At 65.5% G+C, this 22,336-nt stretch carries 21 protein-coding genes; 19 read left to right on the top strand and 2 right to left on the bottom strand.

The features are described from left to right. Window positions 1-96: 96 nt before the first annotated feature. Window positions 97-1,305, top strand: a complete 1,209-nt coding sequence (locus tag QX051_RS23580; protein ID WP_315777768.1) for a hypothetical protein — start codon at window positions 97-99, stop codon at window positions 1,303-1,305. A 46-nt stretch (window positions 1,306-1,351) separates the two neighbouring features. Here the strand turns inward: QX051_RS23580 and QX051_RS23575 are convergent, their stop codons facing one another. After that, window positions 1,352-1,870, bottom strand: coding sequence for a helix-turn-helix domain-containing protein (locus tag QX051_RS23575; protein WP_315777767.1), 519 nt, complete (start codon window positions 1,868-1,870; stop codon window positions 1,352-1,354). Window positions 1,871-1,976: 106 nt separating this feature from the next. Between QX051_RS23575 and QX051_RS23570 the strand changes: the two genes are divergently transcribed. The 17 genes from QX051_RS23570 to ftsH all read left to right on the top strand — a co-directional run bounded on the left by QX051_RS23570 (window position 1,977) and on the right by ftsH (window position 19,360). Then, on the top strand, window positions 1,977-2,528 hold the full coding sequence (locus QX051_RS23570; protein WP_315777766.1) for a dihydrofolate reductase family protein: 552 nt from the start codon (window positions 1,977-1,979) through the stop codon (window positions 2,526-2,528). 184 nt (window positions 2,529-2,712) lie between these two features. Beyond that, window positions 2,713-3,363 (top strand): glutathione S-transferase family protein, encoded by a 651-nt coding sequence (locus tag QX051_RS23565; protein ID WP_315777765.1) that lies wholly within the window; start codon window positions 2,713-2,715, stop codon window positions 3,361-3,363. A gap of 112 nt (window positions 3,364-3,475) precedes the next feature. Next, window positions 3,476-3,889, top strand: coding sequence for a YciI family protein (locus QX051_RS23560; protein WP_315777764.1), 414 nt, complete (start codon window positions 3,476-3,478; stop codon window positions 3,887-3,889). A gap of 33 nt (window positions 3,890-3,922) precedes the next feature. Next, on the top strand, window positions 3,923-4,339 hold the full coding sequence (locus QX051_RS23555; RefSeq protein ID WP_315736311.1) for a YciI family protein: 417 nt from the start codon (window positions 3,923-3,925) through the stop codon (window positions 4,337-4,339). Window positions 4,340-4,372: 33 nt separating this feature from the next. After that, window positions 4,373-4,741, top strand: coding sequence for a hypothetical protein (locus QX051_RS23550; protein WP_315772332.1), 369 nt, complete (start codon window positions 4,373-4,375; stop codon window positions 4,739-4,741). A gap of 261 nt (window positions 4,742-5,002) precedes the next feature. Continuing rightward, the gene (locus QX051_RS23545; RefSeq protein ID WP_315777763.1) at window positions 5,003-5,728 is read left to right on the top strand and encodes a TetR/AcrR family transcriptional regulator; all 726 of its coding nucleotides are present in this window, start codon (window positions 5,003-5,005) and stop codon (window positions 5,726-5,728) included. 129 nt (window positions 5,729-5,857) lie between these two features. Beyond that, entirely contained in the window at window positions 5,858-6,343 is a 486-nt protein-coding gene (locus QX051_RS23540) for a DUF2852 domain-containing protein (protein ID WP_315736314.1), read from the top strand. A 457-nt stretch (window positions 6,344-6,800) separates the two neighbouring features. Then, a complete protein-coding gene (gene tolQ / locus QX051_RS23535) occupies window positions 6,801-7,484 on the top strand; it encodes a protein TolQ (RefSeq protein WP_315717584.1) in 684 nt (227 codons plus the stop codon). A gap of 39 nt (window positions 7,485-7,523) precedes the next feature. Beyond that, complete coding sequence (locus QX051_RS23530) at window positions 7,524-8,003, top strand: biopolymer transporter ExbD (protein ID WP_315736315.1); 480 nt, start codon at window positions 7,524-7,526, stop codon at window positions 8,001-8,003. Next, entirely contained in the window at window positions 8,000-9,031 is a 1,032-nt protein-coding gene (locus tag QX051_RS23525; RefSeq protein ID WP_315777762.1) for a protein TolA, read from the top strand. The genes QX051_RS23530 and QX051_RS23525 overlap by 4 nt, the downstream gene beginning before the upstream one ends. Before the next feature lie 44 nt (window positions 9,032-9,075). Further along, a complete protein-coding gene (gene tolB, locus QX051_RS23520; RefSeq protein ID WP_409998134.1) occupies window positions 9,076-10,377 on the top strand; it encodes a Tol-Pal system beta propeller repeat protein TolB in 1,302 nt (433 codons plus the stop codon). Window positions 10,378-10,625: 248 nt separating this feature from the next. Beyond that, window positions 10,626-12,965 (top strand): putative bifunctional diguanylate cyclase/phosphodiesterase, encoded by a 2,340-nt coding sequence (locus QX051_RS23515; protein WP_315736317.1) that lies wholly within the window; start codon window positions 10,626-10,628, stop codon window positions 12,963-12,965. Between the two features lie 362 nt (window positions 12,966-13,327). After that, window positions 13,328-14,050, top strand: a complete 723-nt coding sequence (locus QX051_RS23510; RefSeq protein WP_315736318.1) for an N-acyl amino acid synthase FeeM domain-containing protein — start codon at window positions 13,328-13,330, stop codon at window positions 14,048-14,050. A gap of 279 nt (window positions 14,051-14,329) precedes the next feature. After that, on the top strand, window positions 14,330-14,824 hold the full coding sequence (gene pal / locus QX051_RS23505) for a peptidoglycan-associated lipoprotein Pal (protein WP_315736319.1): 495 nt from the start codon (window positions 14,330-14,332) through the stop codon (window positions 14,822-14,824). 202 nt (window positions 14,825-15,026) lie between these two features. Next, complete coding sequence (gene ybgF / locus QX051_RS23500; protein ID WP_315777760.1) at window positions 15,027-16,073, top strand: tol-pal system protein YbgF; 1,047 nt, start codon at window positions 15,027-15,029, stop codon at window positions 16,071-16,073. A gap of 62 nt (window positions 16,074-16,135) precedes the next feature. Continuing rightward, the gene (gene tilS, locus QX051_RS23495) at window positions 16,136-17,209 is read left to right on the top strand and encodes a tRNA lysidine(34) synthetase TilS (protein WP_315777759.1); all 1,074 of its coding nucleotides are present in this window, start codon (window positions 16,136-16,138) and stop codon (window positions 17,207-17,209) included. 234 nt (window positions 17,210-17,443) lie between these two features. Then, window positions 17,444-19,360: an ATP-dependent zinc metalloprotease FtsH gene (gene ftsH, locus QX051_RS23490; protein ID WP_315777758.1), complete on the top strand. Its 1,917-nt coding sequence runs from the start codon at window positions 17,444-17,446 to the stop codon at window positions 19,358-19,360. A 209-nt stretch (window positions 19,361-19,569) separates the two neighbouring features. On the opposite strand, the gene QX051_RS23485 is transcribed toward ftsH, so the two are convergent. Then, a complete protein-coding gene (locus QX051_RS23485; protein WP_315777757.1) occupies window positions 19,570-20,775 on the bottom strand; it encodes an alpha/beta hydrolase family protein in 1,206 nt (401 codons plus the stop codon). A 178-nt stretch (window positions 20,776-20,953) separates the two neighbouring features. Between QX051_RS23485 and QX051_RS23480 the strand changes: the two genes are divergently transcribed. Continuing rightward, window positions 20,954-22,180, top strand: coding sequence for a glycosyltransferase family 87 protein (locus tag QX051_RS23480; protein ID WP_315777756.1), 1,227 nt, complete (start codon window positions 20,954-20,956; stop codon window positions 22,178-22,180). Window positions 22,181-22,336 lie beyond the last annotated feature (156 nt).

Here is a 22,336-nt window from a genome sequence, read left to right as displayed (position 1 = left end):
CGTCGGCTGATTTGCCCGTCGTCGGGTCGCTCTCAGACGTGTCTGGGACGAATCTGAACCGGTAGCGTAGAGTTTAAGAGTCTCGGTAGAATCGACATGGGCGATCAATTCATCAGCCGGCGAATCACTCTCGTCAGAACCACGGAGCTGCACGCTTCGTCGCGCGGGCCGAATGATCTGAGGCGCGTGTGCGGCGCGTTGCTGTTGTCGTGCATTGTCCTCGGGCTCGCGGCGTCCGGCGCCGCCGGAGCGGATGGCAGCGTTGCCGCGAAACCGGCAGAGACCGAGCAGGCTGCGCACGATGTCGCGCCGCCGCAGCAGCCGCAGACGGCGGAGCCCGAGACGGTGGGGCGGCCGTCGGACGTGCCGACGCCGGCTCTGAAGGTGGCCGTGCCATCGACCGAGCCCGCGAAGCCGGTCGCGGTCGAGCGCAAGGCCGACCCGCGGAGCGACACCAAGACGACGAAGAATCTGTCGGTGCCTCAACGTGCGCTCCCGGCCGACGTTGCGCAGATGATCGGCCGCAAGATCTGGCTCAACGAGGCCGGGGGACGGCGCGACGCGATCACGTCGTGGAATGCGGGTGAAGAATTCGCCTCGCTGGGAATCGGGCATTTCATCTGGTACCCGTCCACCGCGAAGCCGCCTTATGAGGAGGGCTTTCCGGGGTTGGTCGCATTTCTGCGCAAGGGCAAGACGCCGTTGCCTGCATGGCTCGACAAGACGCCGATTCCGGCATGCCCCTGGACCAGCCGGGCCGACTTCAAGCGGAATTTCAACTCGCCGCAAATGCGGCAATTGCGGCAGTTCCTGCTCGACACGATTGCGGAGCAGACGCAGTTCCTGGTGGCGCGTGCGCAAGGCGCGATGGACAAGATCCTCGCCAACACGCCCGACAGCGCCGAACGCGAGCACATCGTCGCGCAGTATTCGCGGGTCGTGCGCGCCTCCAACGATCTCTATCCGCTGATCGACTACATCAACTTCAAGGGCGAGGGCACCAATCCGTCCGAGACGGCGGTGGACAAGGAGACGGGCCAGCGCCAGGGCTGGGGTCTCAAGCAGGTGCTGCTCAAGATGAACGGCACTACCACCGAGTCCAAGGCCGTGCTCGCCGAATATTCCGACGCGGTGCAGGTCGTGCTGCAGCAGCGGGTTCGCAATCTGCCCTCGAACCGCGTGTGGGAGGCGGGCTGGCTGCGTCGCGCGGAGACCTATCGCCGCCCGATCGCGCAGCTCGAGCAGGCCCCCGAACGCGCCCCGCGCAAATCATCGCGCTACAGGGCCGACAACACGCGGTTCTGATACGGGAAGCGGCGCGCACGATCCGTGCGCGTTGCGAGGCGCGCGATCACCTGCCGCCTGCCTCGGCCTTCTTGGCAGCGACGACCTTCTGGTAAGCCGCCTGCAGCCGCTCGCCGACGCTCGGTCCAGCCCTCCTGCGCCGTTTCGCGCCGAGATGGGTTTCGCGCAGCTCGTCCATGAATTCGGCCCACATCTTCGGGCCGCCTTCCATCAATAGCTTGGCGCGGATGCCGAGCTCCTCCGAGACGGGCAGATATTTGTAACCCCAGCCCGCCATCTGCGCGAGGATCGGCAACAGCTCGATGCCCTGCTCGGTCAGGGAATAGATGCCCTTCTGCTTGTGGCTCGGATCGTCCTCACGGCTGATGATGCCGGCCGCGAGCAGCGTCTTCAGCCGGTCGGCGAGAATGTTCGAGGAGATGCCTTCCTGCGAGCCGCCGAGCAGCTCGCGATAGTGCCGGCGATTTCCGAACATCATGTCGCGGATGATCAAGAGGCTCCATTTGTCCCCCACCACTTCGAGCGACAGGTTGATCGGGCAGCCGGAGCGCTGAGGGTCGGACATCGAAGTCTCGTGAGCAGGGATCGCGCATAAACCGCTTGCAATATTGCACTGGTCTGGGCATTCTCCAACTGCTTGCAAAATGAAAGCAGTCAGGGAGAGGCAGTCGATGGCGAGACTGGTGATGTGGAACATGATGACGCTGGACGGCATGGTTGCGGGCCCGAACGGCGACATCTCCTGGCACGAGGATGTGTGGGGCCCGGAGTTGGAGCAGATCTCCGAGACGCAACTGCACGAGGCGGGCGGATTGCTGTTCGGCCGGGTGACCTACGATCTGATGGCCGGCTATTGGCCGACCGAAAAGGGCGTGATCGCCGACGTCATGAACAGCATCCCCAAATATGTCGCCTCCCGCACGCTGTCTCGCCTGGCATGGTCAAACGCGCATCTGCTGGGTCCGCAGCTCGCGGCCGAGGTCGACAAGCTCAAGCAGGAGAATGCCAAGGACCTGTTCCTGTTCGGCAGCGCGGACCTCGGCTCGACGCTTGTGGCACACGACCTGATCGATGAGCTTCGAATCGCGATCAATCCGCGCGTGCTTGGCGCCGGACGGCCGCTGTTCAAGCCGGGGCAGGCCTTGAAGCTCCGCCTGATCGACAGCCGGGCGCTGTCCAGCGGCGTGGTCATCGCGCGCTATGCCCCCGTTCGGGGCGTGTGAGCCCATATCTCGCGGCGCTCCGTGTCCCCGGGGCAGCCCAGGTCTTTCCGTTCACACCATCCGTGTGTCTAGCGCCTCACCTCAACCCTCTCCCGTGAACAACGGGGCGCGGGAGCGCGCCGTCCTGCGGCCGCGCGTTCGGGACCAAACGACTTGTTCTCACTCAACTCATCAGGAGCGTACGATGTCGCTGACCCTTTACTATCATCCGCTGTCGTCGTTCTGCTGGAAGGTGCTGATAGCGCTGTATGAGAACGACGTTTCGTTCACGCCGAAGCTGATCAATCTCGGTGACGCGGATGAGCGCGCGGCGTTCTTGAAGCTGTGGCCGATCGGTAAATTTCCCGTGCTGCGCGACGAGCAGCGCACGATTCCGGAATCGAGCATCATCATCGAGTATCTCGACCAGCACTATGCGGGCAGGACGCGCTTCATTCCCGATGATCCCGATCTCGCCTTGCGGACACGTCTGCGCGATCGCTTTTTCGACCTCTATCTGCACATGCCGACGCAGACCGTCGTGTTCGACCGGCTGCGGCCGGCCGATGCCCGCGATCCGCTCGGCGTCGCCGACGCTCGAAGCCGGCTCCGCACGTCCTACGCCATGCTCGAGGCCGAGCTGCCGCCGCGCGGCTGGGCGATGGGTGACCCTTTCACCCTGGCGGATTGCGCGGCCTTGCCGGCGCTGTTCTACGCCGACAGAGTGGAGCCGCTGGATGATGGGCTGCCTGGGGTCAGAGCCTATCTCGACCGGCTCAAGACGCGGCCATCCGTCGCGCGGGTGCTCGCCGAGGCCGAGCCTTATTTCCACATGTTCCCGCAAGAGCCGGGCTGAACCGGGAACCCGGCCAAAATAATTGCGGGAGCGTGTCGGCGGCACCAGGGCCGGATCGTCTTGCTGATGAGGGCAGGGCAGTCCTGCCGGACAGCATCAGGGGAGAGGCGCCATGCGGTTCATGGTGATCGTGAAGGCGACCAGGGACACGGAAGCCGGAATCCTGCCGACGACCGAGGAGTTCGCGGCGATGGGCCGGTTCAACGAGGGACTGGTCAAGGCCGGCATGATGGAGGCGGGTGAGGGCCTGCATCCGACCGCAAAGGGGGCGCGCATCGACTTCTCGAACGGGACGCCGAGCGTCGCGCGCGGTCCGTTCGATCTCTCCCGCGATCTCGCGGCGGGCTTCTGGATGCTCAAGGCCGGCTCGCTCGACGAGGTGATCGAGCACATGAAGCGGGCGCCGTTCCCGAGCGGCGAGATCGAGATCCGCCAGGTCTATGCCGCGGAGGATTTCGGCGAGGCGTTCACGCCCGAATTGCGTGAGCGGGTCGAACGGCTGCGTGCGCAGGCCGCCAAGAGCTGAACCGACCCTGATCAGGAGAGGAGGAGAAACGCGATGCGATTCATGATGCTGATGATCCCGCTCGGCTATGAGAGCGCGCCGCCGGACGTGCAGCTCGATCCCGAGCGTGTCAAAGCGATGATGCGCTACAACGAGGCCCTGAAGGACGCCGGCGTGCTGATCACGCTGGAGGGCTTGCATCCGCCGTCGATGGGGGCGCGGGTCTCGTTCGCGGGTGGCAAGCCTGTCGTCACCGACGGCCCGTTCGCGGAGGCCAAGGAGGTGCTCGGCGGCTATTGGATGATCGAGGTCGCCTCGCGCGACGAAGCCATTGCCTGGGCGAAGCAATGCCCGGCCTCGGAGAACGAGATCATCGAGATCCGCCAGGTGCAGGAGATGGCCGATTTTTCCGACGAGGTGCAGCAGGCCGCGGCCGGCTTCGCCGAGCTGCCGCATGCCGGCCGCGTCTGATCGATCCGTTTCACAGCAGGAGAGGGAAGTGCAATGAGCGACAACAGCAACACCTATCTCGCCGTCTTTCTCGGCAGCAAGACCAGTCCGGCCTGGAAAGCCTGGGAGGCGCTGTCCGAAACGGAGCGCAATGCCAGGGGGCAGCAGGGCATGGCGGCCTGGCATGCCTGGGCGGATCAATACAAGGACGCGATCGTCGCGATGGGCGGGCCGCTCGGCAAGACCAAGCGGGTCGACAAGGGCGGCGTCAACGACATCGCCAACGAGATGGGCGCGTTCACCGTGGTCCGCGCCGCGTCGCACGAGGATGCCGCGAAGATGTTCGTCAACCATCCGCATTTTGCGATCTTCCCGGGCGAGCGGGTCGAGATCATGCCGGTGCTGCCGATTCCGGGCGGTTAGTTGAGCGGCCTGCAGGGCGGAGCGTCGGCTGAGGTGTGAACATCGCGCTTGCTGGGGCGCCCGGCGTTTGTGCCGGGCGCGCTGATCTCGCGGTGACTTCGGTGCCACCCTGCCCCTTGCGCGACCCTCCAGGCGAGGGTGGCGCCCGTTTCGCTGGGGGCTTAACGGGACGACGGGACGGACCCCTCGCACACATCGGCGGCTGACCCCGCCCAAAAGTCGCTGGCTTCCTTTGACCCGGCTCATGTAAAAGCCATTTACATGAGCTGGCGCAAGGAAGAGCGCCGCGCCGAGCGCGGCTATCATCACGGTAACCTCAAGGAGGCGCTGCTGCAGGCGGCGCTCGACCTGATCGCGCAGAAGGGGGCTGCCGGCTTCACCTTTGCCGATGCGGCCCGCATGGCCGGCGTCAGCCCGGCCGCGCCCTACCGCCACTTCCGCGACCGCGACGAACTGCTGTCGAGCATCGCCCAGCGCGGCTTCGAGCAGTTCGAGGCGCAGCTCTCGGCGGCGTGGGACGACGGCCGGCCCGATACCGTCACGGCGTTCGAGCGCGTCGGCAAGGCGTATCTCGCATTCGCCCGTTCGGAGCCGGCGTTCTATTCGGCGATGTTCGAATCCGGCGTGGCGGCCGACTCCACCGCGGGCCTGCTGGCGGCGGGCGAGCGCGCTTTCGGCGTCATCCGGGCTGCGGCGGAGCGGCTGGCGGCGCTGGCGCCGCCCGGGGTGCCGCGGCCGCCGGCCCTGATGATGGCGCTGCACATCTGGTCGATGGCGCATGGCATCGCCTCGCTGTTCGCGCGCGGCGATGCCGCCCGGCGCAAGCTGCCGATGTCGCCCGAGGAGCTGCTGGAGGCCGAGGTGTTGATCTATCTGCGCGGGCTCGGCTTCCCGACCGACCGCCGGCCTGCGCCGTCCTCCGTTGCCGAGCCGCCGCCGCTGCCGGACGATGACAAGCCGGCAGGGCCCTGGGGCCGCCCGAAATAAGGTTCAAGGAACGCCGAAAAATAATTCGAGCGACGCGTCAGGCGGTCGCCTTGACAAAATCCCGGGTTGAGCTAGCTATGTAAATGTTATTTACATTCACACGGCATGGCGCCGCGAATGGAGAGGGAGATGGCCTACACCGCAGATGTCAATCGTTGGCGCGGTTCGGAGGAGGAGCAGAGGTACCGGCCCCGCATGATGGAGTCGCCCTGGCATCCCGGCTGGATCGCCGTGACCGTGCTCGGCTTCATCATCTGGTGGCCGATCGGACTTGCCCTTCTCTTTTTTACACTCGGGAGCAGAAAGATGGCGTGCTGGAACGGCGGTGATCGCTGGTCGAACAAGATGGAGCGGATGCAGTGGAAGATGGACCGCATGCGCGACAAGATGGAGCGCCGCGGCTTCGGCTTCGGGTTCTCGCAGCCGGCTTCGAGCGGCAACCGCGCCTTCGATGAGTACCGCATGGAGACCCTGCGGCGGCTCGAGGAGGAGCAGCAGGAGTTCCGCGACTTCCTGACCCGGCTGCGCCACGCCAAGGACAAGGAGGAGTTCGACGCGTTCATGGCCCAGCACAAGCCGCGTCCGACCCCGCCGAACGACCAGCCGCAGAGCTGATCGCCTCTCACCTGACGGCGCAGGGCCTTCAGCCCCCGCCCTGACGGCATAAGACGCCCGCTTGCGGTTTCCCCCGCCGGCGGGCGTTTTGCGTTCTCCGATACCGCCCGCCTGCGGCGGCTGGCCGCTGCCCGCTGGCGGCCAAAATGGTCAAGCTGCTGATCACAAAGGCTCTATCTGGCTGGTCCGGCTGGACCTTTGACCTCGGCAATACTCCGCGGTAACCCCGCCTTAACCCCGGAGGGGGTTTGGTTAAGGGGCGCTTACGCGCGCCAAGAGCCCTTGTTTTGACACGTTGGCAGAGGAAGCAGGCCGCTTATGGCTTCGGCGGGCCTCTTAAAGCGATCAGTTCAGGGTTTTCTCGCGCAGGCGCTTTCCGCCGCGACGGCATCCGGCATGGAACGGCGGCTGCATGGTCCCGGGCGTCCCGGGATGATTGGTTGAGAGGATACTGCAGATGTCTGTCGATAGCGGCGGCCTGTCCCTGATCGATCTGTTCGGCAATGCCGGCTGGGTGGTTCGGATCATCATGCTCGGCCTGATCTCCTGCTCGATCTGGGTCTGGGCGATTGCGATCGACAAGATGTTCCTGTTCTCGCGGACCCGCCGCTCGATGGATCGGTTCGAGCAGGCCTTCTGGTCCGGGGAATCGATCGAGGAATTGTATCGGGTGCTGTCGGCGAAGCCGACGCAGTCGATGGCGGCGTGTTTCGTGGCGGCGATGCGGGAATGGAAACGCTCGTTCGAGGGCCATGCGCGCTCCTTCGCCGGGCTGCAGATGCGCATCGAGAAGGTGATGAACGTGTCGATCGCGCGCGAGGTCGAGCGGTTGGAACGCCGTCTCCTGGTGCTCGCCACGGTCGGCTCCGCCGGCCCGTTCGTCGGCCTGTTCGGCACGGTCTGGGGCATCATGACCAGCTTCCAGGCGATCGCGGCTTCGAAGAACACCTCTCTGGCGGTGGTCGCGCCGGGCATCGCGGAGGCGCTGTTCGCTACCGCCATCGGCCTGATAGCGGCCATCCCGGCGACGATTTTCTACAACAAGTTCTCTTCGGAGGTGAACCGGCAGGCGCAGCGGTTGGAAGGCTTCGCAGATGAATTTTCAGCCATCTTGTCCCGTCAGATCGACGAGCGGGGATGAGGGCAGGTATAGTGGCATTCGGATCGTGAGTACCACAGCATGGGCATGAGCATGGGCAGCGCGTCCGGTGGCGGTGGTCGCCGCGGTCGGCGCAAGGCGGCCGTGATGGCGGAGATCAACGTCACGCCGATGGTCGACGTCATGCTGGTGCTGCTGATCATCTTCATGGTCGCGGCGCCGCTGCTCACCGTCAACATCCAGGTCGACCTGCCCCAGGCGCAAGGCGGCTCGGCCTCGACGGCCGACGCCAAGCCGCCGCTCGAGGTCACCGTCAAGAAGACCGGCGGCGGCTGCGCGTCGAAGGTGGACGTGTATCTCGGCGACTCGCCGATCGCGATCAACGAGCTTGGGCCGAAGATCAAGGCGATGAAGGAAGCGGGCGCCGGTGGCGCCGACAACGTCGTCAAGATCCGCGGCGACCGCGACGCCTGCTACTCCGACATGATGAAGGTGCTGGGCCTGGCGCGCGACGCCGGCTATCGCGCCAGCATCGTCGTGCTGCCGGATCAGGGCTCATGACGTCAGCAGACCTCATCCGGTTCGTTCGCACGCGCAAGGGGACGGTGCTGTCCGTCGCCCTGCACGTGCTCGTGCTGTGCTGGGGCCTGTTCAGCTTCTCCGCGCGCTCGATGGTGGTGCCGGCGGAGGACCTGGTGCCCGTCGACGTGATCTCGGAGGACAACTCGTCCAAGGCCAAGGCCGGCGCGCTGACGGGCAAGAAGGAATCCCAGAAGCTGCTGGCCGACAAGATCGGCGAGAAGAAGCCGACCGAGGACATCGTCGGCAAGGTTGACACCAAGCAGGTCACCGAGACCGACGCCGCGCCGACGCCGCAGCCCAAGCCGGAGAAGCCGGTCGAGAAGAAGCCCGACCCGCCGAAGCCGGTCGAGAAGCAGCCGGATACGCCCAAGCCCGTGGCCGAAAAGAAGCCGGAGCCGCCGAAGCCCGCGCCGGCCGAGAAGCCGAAGCCGGAAGAGAAGAAGCCCGATCCCTTCAATCCGGACCAGATCGCCAGCGTGCTCAACAAGGACAAGGCGAAGCAGCCGCCGAAGCAGCAGGCCGCCGCGCCGCCGGAGCCGCCCAAGCACAAGAGCGAGCGCAAATACGACTCTGAGAAGATCGCGAGCCTGATCAATCAGAAGGACCCGACGCGGCAGGCTGCCACGGGGGCGGAGCTCAATGCCAATGCGGCGCTGGGCGCCGTGCAAGGAACAGCCGATGTCAATGTCGCAAGCTGGCAGGGCGCTTTCCAGGAGGCCGTGACCCGCTGTTTCAACGCACCCTATAATGGTGTCGACGAGGACAAGATCTCGGTCGATCTGGACATTCAGTTGCGTCCGGACGGATCCCTGCTCGCAACGCCGGTCGTGTCCGGCATGACCGGCCCGACGCGGGCGGTCAGCCTCGCCATGGCGGAAAACGCGAAACGTGCAGTCGAGAACTGCCAGCCATATTCGTTTTTGCCGAAGAATCGTTATAACGAATGGAAGCTGATCCTGACGCGATTCAATCTCAAGATGATGAATTCGATGCGAGGCCGAACTTGACGATACCTTCCAATCGCACGACTGGATCTTTCACGCGGCGCCAGCTGTTGGCAACCGGCGGCGCCGCGATTGCGGCGCTCGGCGCCGGTCCCGCGCTCGCCCAGCAAAAACGCCTGGAGATTGCGCCCAGCGAGTTCAAGCCACTCCCGATCGCGATCCCACCCTTCGTGCCGGGCGGTGCCGGCGATGCCGATGTTGGCAATGGCATCTCCCAGGTGATCACGAATAATCTGAGGCGGAGCGGCTTGTTCGCTCCGGTCGATCCGGCTGCGTTTCCCGAACGCATCAGCAATTTCGAGGCGCCCCCGCAATTTGCCAGCTGGAAGCCGCTCGAACTGCGCGGTCTCGTTACCGGCCGTGCCACGCGCCAGCCTGACGGGCGGCTGAAGGCCGAGTTTCGGCTGTGGGAGCCGAACTCGGGCCAGCAGATCACCGGCCAGCAATACGTCACGGCTCCCGAATATTGGCGGCGCATCGCCCATATCATCTCCGACCAGATCTATTCCCAGATCATCGGCGAGAAGGGCTATTTCGACAGCCGCGTCGTGTTCGTCGACGAGAGCGGCCCGTCGGATCGCCGCGTCAAGCGGCTCGCGCTGATGGACCAGGACGGCGCCAACGTCCGCTACCTCACCCGCGGCGCCGACCTCGTGCTGACGCCGCGGTTCTCGCCGTCGAGCCAGGAAATCACCTACATGGAGTTCGGGCAGGGCGACCCGAAGGTCTATCTGTTCAACATCGAGACCGGCCAGCGCGAGATCGTCGGCAACTTCCCCGGCATGTCGTTCTCGCCGCGCTTCTCGCCGGACGGCCAGCGCATCATCCTGAGCCTGCAGCAGGGCGGCAACTCCAACCTGTTCGTGATGGACCTGCGCTCGCGCACGACCACGCGGCTGACCGACACGCCGGCGATCGATACCTCGCCGTGCTACTCGCCGGACGGCAGCCAGATCTGCTTCGAGTCCGATCGCGGCGGCAAGCCGCAGATCTACGTGATGTCCTCCAGTGGCGGGGCAGCGCAGCGCATCTCGTTCGGCGAGGGCAGCTACTCGACGCCGGTGTGGTCGCCGCGCGGCGACTTCATCGCCTTCACCAAGCAGGGCGGCGGCCAGTTCGCGATCGGCATCATGAAGACGGACGGCTCGGGCGAGCGCATCCTCACCGCCGGCTTCCACAACGAAGGGCCGACCTTCTCGCCCAACGGCCGCGTGCTGATGTTCTTCCGTGACCCCGGCGGCACCGCCGGTCCGTCGCTGTACTCGATCGACGTCTCCGGCCGCTTCGAGCAGAAGGTGCCGACGCCGGGCTTCGCCTCGGATCCGGCCTGGTCGCCGCTGTTGTCGTGACGGTGAGCGAGGCTCTGGGCCCGCTCACGTCGTGGTGGACGCGATTTTTCGAGTCGCGCGAGGCGTGTTCTGTGGAAAGGTGGAACTATTAGTTGTAGTAGCCGGGTAGTGTTTGCCTAGTTCTCTGAATTTTCGAGCGAATTCGTGCATTTCGCGAGCGCGGAAACGCTCCGCTAACGATGTTCCCTCAGAAAGACTTCACCTGCGAGCGGTAATGTTTGTGCACCGAACAGGACGCGTGCGCACGAATGCAGCTTGCCACTCAGAATGGAGAAGACGATCGAAAGTTGTCGCCTGCGATCCAGGCGGCTCTCGTCGACTCCCTCTTCCAGGATCCCGGCCCGATGTTCGCCGGCGCACTCTGCGCCGCCGTCGCCGCCGTCATGACCGCGATCAAGAGCGGCGACGTCAATCTGTGGCCGTGTGCCGCGATGCTGATCATCGCAGGGGCGTTCCGTTCGCTCGACATGCGCTACTATCGGAGCCTCTGCGACAACGGTCGCCTCACGCAGGAGGCGGTCGAGCGCTGGGAGGTTCGCTACCAGATCGGCGCCATGATCTATGCGCTGGTGCTCGGCGTGTGGTGCGTAGTCGCCCTTGTCGACAACAGCGACCCGGTGGTGCACCTGATCGCGATCACGGTGACGCTCTGCTACATGTCGGCGGGCGCCGGCCGGACCTACGGGCGGCCTTGGATATTCCATGTCCAGATCCTGCTCGCCTGCGGACCGCTTGCAGTGGCTCTCGCGATCCACGGCAGCCCTTATTACCTGGGCATGGCGGCGTTCTGCGTCCTGTTCTTCGTGTCGCTGAAACATATCTCGACCAATCTGCAGAGGATCTTCGTCCAGGCCTTCGTGGCGCGCGAAAGCGAGGCTGCGCTGGCCAAGCAGTTCGATACGGCCCTGAACAACATGCCGCACGGCCTGTGCATGTTTCGCTCCGACGGGCGTCTGGCCGTGATGAACCACCGCTTCGGCCACATGATGAGCCTGCCGGATGACATCCTGCAGCGTGGCGGCAAGGCGGCCGACATCATCAACGCCTGCGTGATCGCAGGCTCGATCTCCGCTTCGAGCGGCCGGCTGATCCTGGCCGAGATCGAGCACACCAAGACCCATAACGTCATTACCAGCGATCCCGACGTCGCGCGCGACCGGTCGCTGTCCTGGACCTTCCAGCCGATGGCCGACGGCGGCGCCGTGGTCCTGCTCGAGGACATCACCGAGCGCCGGCATGCGGAGGCGCGCATCTCGCATCTGGCGCGCTATGACGAGCTCACGACCTTGCCGAACCGCGTCAGCTTCCGCGACGAGATCGAACGGCTGCTCAGGATTCCGCAGCGGCACGGCGAATTGTCCGCGCTGCTGTTCGTCGATCTCGACCGCTTCAAGCAGGTCAACGACACGCTCGGCCACCCCTGCGGCGATCAACTGCTCTGCGCGGTCTCCGAGCGGCTGCGCGACATGCTGCGTCCGGAAGACTTCGTCGCGCGCTTCGGCGGCGACGAGTTCGTGGTGTTCCAGCGCAACATCCGCTCCAACGATGACGCGGCCATGCTGGCGCGCCGGATCGTCGACCAGCTCAGCGAGCGCTACAAGATCGACAATCATCTGGTCGAGATCGGCGCCAGCGTCGGCATCGCCATGACTGGGCCGGGGATCAGCGCCGACACGCTACTGAAGAACGCCGACATGGCGCTGTACCGCGCCAAGGCCGAGGGACGGGGCACCTTCTGCTTCTTCCGCGACGAACTCGCCCAGACGGTCGAGGCGCGCCGCATCCTCGAGCTCGATCTGCGCAAGGCGCTGGCGAACGAGGAGTTCGAGCTGTTCTATCAGCCGCTGGTCAATCTGAAGTCCGGCAAGATCTCGACCTGCGAGGCGCTGCTGCGCTGGAACCACCCGGTGCGCGGCACGGTCTCGCCGGTCGACATCATTCCCGTCGCCGAGGACATGGGCCTGATCGTCGATCTCGGCCGCTGGATCCTGCGCAAGGCCTGCCTGGAATGCATGAAATGGCCGGATGCGGTCAGCGTCGCCGTCAACTTCTCGCCGCAGCAGTTCCATCAGCGCGACGTGCTCAGTGAGGTCCGCTACGCGCTCGAGGTGTCCGGGCTGCCGCCGCATCGGCTCGAAATCGAGATCACCGAATCCTCGCTGTTGCGCAACACCCAGCTCACGCACGATGTGCTGTCGCAACTGCACATGCTCGGGGTCCGTATTTCGCTCGACGATTTCGGCACCGGCTATTCGAGCCTCAGCTATTTGCACAACTTCCCGTTGGAGAAGGTCAAGATCGATCGCTCTTTCCTCGAAGGCATCGACAGCGATCGGCCGCTGACCCTGTTGCGCGGTGTCGCAAGATTGTCCGCCGATCTCGGCATGTCGGTGGTGGTGGAGGGCATCGAAACCAACGAGCAGCTCGAACTGGTCAGCGCCGACGGCACGGTCACCGAGGCGCAGGGCTATCTGTTCAGCCGGCCCGTCCCCGCAATCCGCATCCGACAGCTCCTGAATGCCTCGCATGGGCGCCGTTCGAGCGACGGGGCGATCGCGGCCGCCGGCGGGACACGTTCGATCGCTTGATCGCCCGACCTCCGCCTTGATGCGGACGTGCCGCGAAGATCGACCGGCGCTGGAGGCGAGCTCTGTGCGTAGCATCCCGCCGGTCCTCTCTACGAGCGTGGCTCGCACGTGAATGGCGATGTGACAACCCCACGTCGCACCATTCGGAAACATTGCACGCGTCTACCAAGCGAATCCGTTTCGATTTGACACGCAAGTGATCCGAAGCAATCCGTCCGGTGCAGCGTCCAATCCCGTAAGTCACGGTTGCGCCTCCGGGATTCTGCGAGCCGTTAACTTTGTACCGCCGAAAGCTTTGCGTCGGCATTAACCCGCTGTTAAGCTCATACTGCTCGTAGGAGTTGTGTGAGAAGGGGTTGCGGATGAAGTCGGCGGCTAGAGTAAGTGCCGTTGCTGAACAGAAGTCGGATGTGCTGGAGAACGTGGACTATCGACTGGCGCTGACTGTTGAGGACAAGGACGAGATCTATCGGCTGCGCTACCGCGCCTATCTGCGTGAAGGCGCCATCCTGCCGTCGCCCAGCGAACGCGTCACCGACGAATATGACGATCTTCCCAACAGCTTCATCTTCGGCGTCTACGTCAATGGCGAGCTCTACAGCTCGATCCGCATCAGCGTCGTGAACTCGCAATGGCGCCGATCGTTGTCCTCGGACATGTTCGCCGACTTGCTGCATCCCGAGCTTGATCGCGGGAAGGTCATCATCGACCCGACACGGTTCGTCGCCGACCATGAGAAGGCGCGGCTGTTTCCGGCGCTTCCCTATGTGACGGTCCGGCTCGGCTACGTCGCCTGCGCCCACTTCAATGCGGACATCGGTCTCGCCAACGTCCGCCCCGAGCATCGCGCCTTCTACAAGAAGGTGTTCCTGCAGGAACCATGGGGTGAGCCGCGGCTCTACTCCGGCCTCACCAAGCCGGTCGGCCTGGTGGCGGCGCACTACCCTTCGATCCGCGATCGCGTGTTCCAGCGCTTTCCGTTCATGCGCTCGAGCGCGTTCGAACGGCGGATGCTGTTCGATCGTCCCGCGCCGGACGCCTTCACTGATTCGTTCAGGATTCAGGCGGTCGCGAAGGCCGGCTGATCATCGGCCGATATCGGGGCCAGCTCGGCCGTCTGGCCGGTTCACACCGTGGCCCCGATGCAAAATTCAGCGAAAAAGCGCCCTGCTGCAGGCGTCGCGCCGCTTGCCTTCACCCTGGCGCCACATTTACAACCCATTAACCATCGCGGTCGCTTTTCGGGTTTCGTTAGCATTTGACGGGGTTCGGCAAGACCCCATCAAGGTTGACGGAACGTTCGCTTAACCATCGCCCTGTAGACCGGATGGCAGTCTAAGAACGTGAGCGTGGAGGCTCCGGGAATGAAATATCAGATGCGTATCCTCCAGGGATTGAAGTTGGCCGCCGTGCTCGCCGTGGCGCTGTCGATGGGCGCATGCGCCAACAAGAATCTCACCGGGGCCGACGGGGCGATGGCCAGCGCTGCGACTCCAGGCAGCCAGCAGGACTTCGTCGTGAATGTCGGCGATCGCGTCTTCTTCGAGAGCGATCAGACCGATCTCACGCCGCAGGCGATCGCGACCTTGGAGAAGCAGGCGCAGTGGCTGCAGAGCTATCCGCGCTACTCCTTCACGATCGAGGGCCATGCCGACGAGCGCGGCACCCGCGAGTACAACATCGCACTGGGCGCGAGGCGCGCGCAGTCGGTCCGCAACTTCCTGGTGTCGCGCGGCATCGACCAGGGCCGCATGCGAACGATCTCCTACGGCAAGGAGCGGCCGGTGGCGGTTTGTAACGATATCTCGTGCTGGTCGCAGAACCGCCGTGCGGTGACGGTCCTGAACGCCAGTTCATAAAGCTGAACGAATCCGTTGCTGATGAAGCCGGCGTCGCCCATCGACGCCGGCTTCGTTGTATGTGATCGGCGGGTCTTGTCCGGGCTTGGTCTTGTCTTCGCTTGAACGTCATTTGTCTCTATCGCATTTCTGCTTTACAGCCTCGCTCACAGGCCTGTTTTCAATGTCTCGCCGATCCGGTCGTCAGGGCAGCATGTCATTCATGTTTCTTCCACGGAGCGCCGCCGCGATCCTCGCAGCGCTCGTCGTTTTCTCGTGCCAGGCATTTTCGTCGCGGGCGCTCGCCCAGACCGACGATGATCCCGAGATCCGGATCCAGCGGCTCGAAAACCAGCTCCGGCAACTGACCGGTCAGAACGAGGAGCTGCAATATCGCAATCGCCAGCTCGAGGAGCGGCTGCGGCAACTGCAGAGCGCAGCGCCCGGCGGCGCCGCCGCGGCGCAGCCGAGCGCGGCCGCGCCGGCGCAGGCCAATCCCGCCTACGGCCAGCCTCCACAGCCGGCCTATGGCCAGCAGCAATATGGCCAGCAGCAGTACGGCCAGCCGCAACAGGCCTCTCCCCAGCAGCAGCCGGGCTATGCGCAGCCGCAGGCCGGCGCGCCGGTGCAAATCGTCCAGGAGCCCGCGGCCCCTGGCCGGGGCCGCCGCGGCGATGCGTTCGATCCGAGCCAGAATCCGACGGCTCCCGGCGCCCCGCAAGCGCTCGGCGGCGGCCAGTTGCCGATCCAGCCGGGTGGCGGCCAGGCCGCCGGCCGTCCCGCCGGCGATCCCACGACTCTCGCCAACACGGGCGGTCGCTATCCCCAGGGTGCGCCGCCGGCCGCCGCTCCGGGCGCTGGCGGACTGGAGACCGCGCCGCCGCGGCAGACGCCGCGCGACGAATACGACCTCGGCATCGGCTACATGCAGCGCCGCGACTACGCGCTGGCCGAGCAGACGATGCGCAACTTCACCCAGAAATATCCGAACGATCCGATGGTCGGCGACGCGCAATATTGGCTCGGCGAGAGCTTCTACCAGCGTCAGCAATATCGCGATGCCGCCGAGGTCTTCCTCGCCGTGACGACGAAATACGAGAAGTCGGGCAAGGCGGCGGATGCGCTGCTCCGGCTCGGCCAGTCGCTGGCCGCGCTGAAGGAGAAGGAGGCGGCCTGCGCCGCGTTCGGCGAAGTGACGCGCAAATATCCGCGCGCGTCGGCGGGCGTGAAGGCGACGGTCGATCGCGAGCAGAAGCGGGTGAAGTGCTGAACGCCCCCGGGCGAGGGTAGGCCTCTCGCCTACGACCGACGGGGCGGGTAGGCTGCGGCGCCATGTCGAAGGCCGGTACCGAAGATGATCTTGCGATCTCCGCCGCCGAAGCGGAGCGCTTGTTCGCGCCGCTTTCGGCGGCGCCCGTGCTGGTGCTCGCCGTATCGGGCGGTCCGGATTCGATGGCTCTGATGTGGCTCGCGGCGCGGTGGCGCGCGGGGCTTGCGCAGGGGCCGCGCCTTGTAGCTGTGACGGTCGACCATGCTCTGCGGCGCGACTCCGCCCGTGAAGCCCGCATGGTGAAGGAGACCGCGCGGCGGCTCGCAATTCAACATCGGACCTTGCGCTGGAACGATGAGAAGCCGGACACCGGGATTCCCGAAGCGGCGCGCCTGGCAAGATACCGCCTGCTGGCGCGCGCGGCGCGGCAGGCGGGCGCCGGACACGTCGTCACCGCCCACACCCGTGACGACCAGGCCGAGACCGTGCTGATGCGGCTCTTGCGTGGCAGCGGCATTGCAGGGCTCGCGGCGATGGCACCGCTCAGCGAGCGGGAAGGGCTGTTGCTGGCGCGGCCTCTGCTCGACGTTGCCAAGGCCAGGCTGGTGGCGACGCTGCGCTCGGCCGGGATCCCCTTCGCAGATGATCCGACCAATCAAGATTTCGCCTTCACCCGGCCGCGGCTGCGCGCTCTGATGCCGGCTCTGGCCGCCGAGGGCGGTGATGCCCGGACGCTGGCGACGCTGGCCGACCGGCTCGGACGGGCCAATGCCGCGATCGAATTGATGGCGGATGGCGCCGAACGCTATCTCGCATTGCGAGCGGCCGGCACCGGGCCCGGACAGGCGGATCACGGCGAGACCTTCGAGGCGCGCGCCTTTGTCGCACTCCCGGCAGAAATCAAACTGAGGCTGCTGATGCGCGCCATCAATCGCATTGGCACTGAAGGTCCCGTGGAACTCGGCAAGGCCGAGGCGCTGCTGGCGCGGCTGGACCGGACTCTTGCGGGGAACGCAGATGGCGGTACGTCTGCTCCGGGCAGGCTAAAACAGACCCTGGCTGGTGCACTGGTAAGCATGACGCGAGGCGCGATCCGCATCACGCCCGCGCCGCCGCGGCGGTCGGGCGCGACTTGAAGCGGCTCGTCGCTTTCGCGGACCCTTAACCACCGGCCCTGGCAGCGGTTTCCCGCGCTTTTTTTGAGCGGGAATCGGGCTAGGATGCGATAAATAGTCCTTTCTAGTTCCCTTGGCATTGCCGCGAGTGGTACCTAGATTACGAGACGGTCGACCGGGGGATTCCCTCGTGGCTACCCAGGGATGAGTCCGAGGACGAACGGCCGCGATCCGCGCGACCACGAAGGAAAATCGATGAACGCCAATCTGCGCAATTTCGCCCTTTGGGTCATTATTGTCCTGTTGCTGTTGGCGCTGTTCACACTCTTCCAGAACCCGGGGCAACGCGCGTCGTCGACCGACATCAACTTCTCGCAGTTGTTGACCGAGGTCGATCAGGGCAATGTGCGCGACGTCGTGATCCAGGGGCCGGAGATTCACGGCACCTTCAAGAACGGCTCGTCGTTCCAGACCTACGCGCCGAGCGATCCGAACCTCGTGAAGCGCCTGTACGACGCCAAGGTCAACATCCAGGCCAAGCCGCCCGGCGACAACGTGCCGTGGTTCGTGTCGCTGCTGGTGTCGTGGCTGCCCTTCATCGCGCTGATCGGCGTCTGGATCTTCCTCTCCCGGCAGATGCAGGGCGGCGCCGGCAAGGCGATGGGCTTCGGCAAGTCGCGCGCCAAGATGCTGACCGAGGCGCACGGCCGGGTGACGTTCGAGGACGTCGCCGGCGTCGACGAGGCCAAGCAGGACCTGCAGGAGATCGTCGAATTCCTGCGCGATCCCGGCAAATTCCAGCGGCTCGGCGGCCGCATTCCGCGCGGCGTGCTGCTGGTCGGCCCTCCCGGCACCGGCAAGACGCTGATCGCGCGTGCGGTGGCCGGCGAAGCCAACGTGCCGTTCTTCACCATTTCGGGTTCTGACTTCGTCGAGATGTTCGTCGGCGTCGGCGCCAGCCGCGTCCGCGACATGTTCGAGCAGGCCAAGAAGAACGCGCCCTGCATCATCTTCATCGACGAAATCGACGCCGTCGGTCGCCATCGCGGCGCCGGTCTCGGCGGCGGCAATGACGAGCGTGAGCAGACCCTCAATCAGTTGCTGGTCGAGATGGACGGCTTCGAGGCCAATGAGGGCGTGATCCTGATCGCAGCCACCAACCGGCCCGACGTGCTCGATCCTGCCCTGATGCGTCCCGGCCGCTTCGACCGCCAGGTCGTGGTCTCGAACCCGGACATCATCGGCCGCGAGCAGATCCTCAAGGTTCATGTCCGCAAGGTGCCGCTGGCGCCGGACGTCAACCTCAAGACCATCGCCCGCGGCACGCCCGGCTTCTCCGGCGCCGACCTGATGAACCTCGTCAACGAGGCTGCTCTGACCGCCGCTCGTCGCAACAAGCGGATGGTAACGCAGTCCGAGTTCGAGGAGGCCAAGGACAAGGTGCTGATGGGCGCCGAGCGCCGCTCGATGGTGATGACCGAGGAAGAGAAGATGCTGACCGCCTATCACGAGGCGGGACATGCGATCGTCGGCCTCAACGTCCCGAGCCACGACCCGATCCACAAGGCCACCATCATTCCGCGCGGCCGCGCGCTCGGCATGGTGCAGTCGCTGCCCGAGGCCGACCGTCACTCGCATACCCGTGAGTGGTGCGTCTCGAAGCTCGCGATGATGTTCGGCGGCCGCGAGGCCGAGGTGCAGAAGTTCGGTGCGGAGAAGGTGACCAATGGCGCCACCGGCGACATCCAGCAGGCCACCAACCTCGCCCGCGCTATGGTCATGGAATGGGGCATGTCGGACAAGCTCGGCCGCGTGCGCTACCAGAGCAATGAGCAGGAGGTCTTCCTGGGTCATTCGGTGGCGCGCTCGACCAACATCTCCGACGATACCGCCCGCCTGATCGACTCCGAAATTCGCGGCCTGATCGAGGCCGGCGAGCAGGAGGCGCGCCGCATCATCACCGAGAAGCGCGATGACTGGGAAGCGATCGCCCAGGCGCTGCTCGAATACGAGACGCTGACCGGCGAGGAGATCAACGACCTCCTGAAGGGCAAGAAGCCGAACCGCGAATCGGCGGTCGAGCCGTCGACGCCGCGCGCGTCGGCCGTGCCGCCGGCCGGCAAGCCGCGGCCGCGGCCCGATCCGGGCCTGGAGCCACAGCCGCAGGCGTGAGCCAGGGTGATATGCAACGGACTTCCGACGGTCAGCCTATCTGATCCGGAAGATCGAGAGAGACGACAGGCCCGGCTTACAGCCGGGCTTTTCGTTTGTTTGGAGTCGTGCCGGCGGCAGTCCGTTTCGCGCGCGGTGGGCGCGCGTTCTGTTTGTCAGGTCTTTCGTTGACGGGTTGCCGCGCCGCGGACCGCCTCCAGCGCCGCGCATCACGGCTTGTCGAACCAGGCCTTCCACTGCGGGACGGCGGTCGCGAACGTGCCGCGATGGCTGGTCGGCCCCGTCGACACCGCCTCGACCTTGCTGTTGCCGGCCCCGATCGCCTGCTGGTAGGTCATCGCCAGCCGGCCGAGACCGGTCGAGATCGCCTCGTCGGTCTCGCCGTAATAGTTGCGCACCGGCGTCTTGATGATCCAGCGATAGGCTTGCGTCTGCGCGACCAGGCGGCCGTAGGCCGACGCCGCGAAATACTGCGCATCGAAATAGTCGGGCTTGAGCAGCTCGTGCAGATCGGTCGGGACGTCGGCGACGTTGAAGGGCTCGCGCTCATAGGCCTTGCGGGCGACGTCGTAATAGCTGTCGCTGATCACCGAGCGCGCCAGCCCCGGCACGCTGTAATAGTTCTCGAACGCGAACGCCGACAGGATGAACAGCGAATTGACCCAGGCGGCGTCGTTCTTGCGCGGGAAGTTCAGGAAGCCGTTCAGCGCGACGAACACATCGACCGGCGCGCTCGCCGTCGCCGCTGCCGCGACCTGCACGCCGGCGCTTTCGAGCTTCTCGAGAAAGGCCATGGTCACGAAGCCGCCTTGCGACCAGCCGGCGATGTCGAGCCTGGCGCTCGTCAGCTTCATCTGGTCGAGCACGGCGCGGCTCGCCCGCAGCATGTCGTAGGTGGCCTGCTGATGGCTGGCCTTCACCATGTAGCCTTCCGGCTCGGTCGAGATGCCCATTCCGAAATAGTCTGCGCCGATCAGCAGATAGCCTTGTCCTGCGAACTGCGCGATCATCAGCTGCGTCTCGGGCGACTGCTCCGGAAACGATGGCACCTCCTGCTTTCCGTACACCGTGCCGTGCTGATAGGACACCATCGGCAGGCTGGTCTCGCCGGTCTCGGGCACCGCGAGCAGGCCGCTCGCCGTGATCGGCTTGTTGCCGCGCTCGGGGACGACGGACGCATAGGTGACGCGATAGAGCCGCACGGCGTTGCGGGCCGGGGTGTAGGTCACCGGGACGCCGGCGAATTTCGGCGTATCGACGGTGAGGATGGTGTTCAGCCGGGCGACGTCCCAGCGGGCCAGATACTCATAGCTCACGTCGGAGGAGACGCGGACCGGACCCTTGTCCTGGGCGCGGCTTGCGGCCGGCCAAATGGTGCAGACGAGCAGCGCGATGAGGGCGCGATAAACGAACATGGGATCTCCCCGGCCTGCCGCCGTTGGTTGCATTCGGACCCCTGCGATACAGATCGCGCGTAAACAATCGGTGCGGCGCCGGCGGTCGCGCGCCGTCGCCCACGCTTAAGCCTTCTTCAAGCGTCCCCGCCTATGTCTCGATCGGGAGGCGCCCATGCAGGCGCGGGGCGAGGTCCAGATGGCTGACAATCCTGATGCCGCCGCGATCCCATCGCAGCGTCGTGACGTTCCGCTCGGCCTGTTCGCGGCCTGCTTCGCGCTCGCCTGCATCAACGCCTCGTTCTTCCCGGCCGGGCTGTGGTCGGGCACCTGGATCTGGGACCAGGCGGGTCTCGGCATTCCCACCGATTTCGTTAATGTCTGGGCGGCCGGCAAGCTGGCGCTGCAGGGACATCCGGCGCTGGCCTGGGACTGGGACGTGCAGCGCCAGGTCGAGCTCGACCTGCTGCGGCAGGATTTCCCGGGCTACTTTGCCTGGCACTATCCGCCGCCGTTCCTGTTCGTCGCAGCGTTCCTGGCGCAGTTTCCCTACACGCTCGCCTTCGTCGGCTGGGTCTATGCCAGCTTTGTTCCCTATGCGCTCGCGATGCGCGCGATCGTCGGCCGCGGCTTCGGCCTGCTGCTCGCAGCCGGCTTTCCGGCCCTGTTCTCGAACGCGCTGGTCGGGCAGAACGGATGCCTCACCGCCGCGCTCGTCGGCGGCACGCTCTATCTGCTGCCGGTGCGGCCGGTGCTGGCGGGGATCTGTCTTGGGCTCCTGACCTACAAGCCGCAATATGGCCTGCTCTTCCCGATCGTGCTGATCGCCACCCAGCGCTGGACAGCCTTCGTCTCTGCGAGCGTCACCGGCATCGTTCTGGCGCTGCTGTCATGGCTCGCCTTCGGGCCGGAGAGCTGGCAGGCCTTCTTGCATTGGCTGCCGATGTTCTCGCAGGCGTTCCTGACCGAGGGCAAGGCGACCTGGTGGAAGCTGCAGAGCCTGTTTTCGCTCGTGCGCTATTTCGGCGGCTCGGAAGCGCTCGGCTGGACCTTCCAATGGGTGCTGACCGCAGCCGTTGCGGTCGTGCTGGTGACGCTGTGGCGCAGCCCGGTGCGCTACGCGCTGAAGGCGGCGGCGCTGGCCGTCGGGCTGCTGCTGACGACGCCCTATTTGTTCATGTACGACATGATGGTTCAGGCCATCGCGGTGGCATGGCTGGTGCGGATCGGCCTCGCCGACGGCTTTCGCCGCTACGAGCTGCCCGCGCTCGGCGGCATCGCGGCGCTTCAGATCACGTTCATGCTGTCCGGGATTCCGCTCGGGCTTGCGGCCAATCTGATCCTGGCCGGCCTGGTGCTGGCGCGCGCCGGCTCGTGGTGGCGTCGGCAGCCGGCGCCCGCCGCGGCGGCGCTCGCGAGCGCCTGACACACCGGTTGGGGCCGGGCAGGGTCATGATTTCCCTTGTCTTCCTTCGTGAACAGGTGTTCAGTTCTTCCCAGCCATTTGTGAGGTCGATCCTCCAAAAACACTGAACCAGCGTTCGCCGGGTGCCCTGGACGAGCGCGTCCGGGACGAGAAACG

Source organism: Bradyrhizobium sp. SZCCHNR1053 (assembly GCF_032381235.1).
Lineage (GTDB): Bacteria > Pseudomonadota > Alphaproteobacteria > Rhizobiales > Xanthobacteraceae > Bradyrhizobium.
This window is presented reverse-complemented; position numbering and strand designations above follow the sequence as displayed.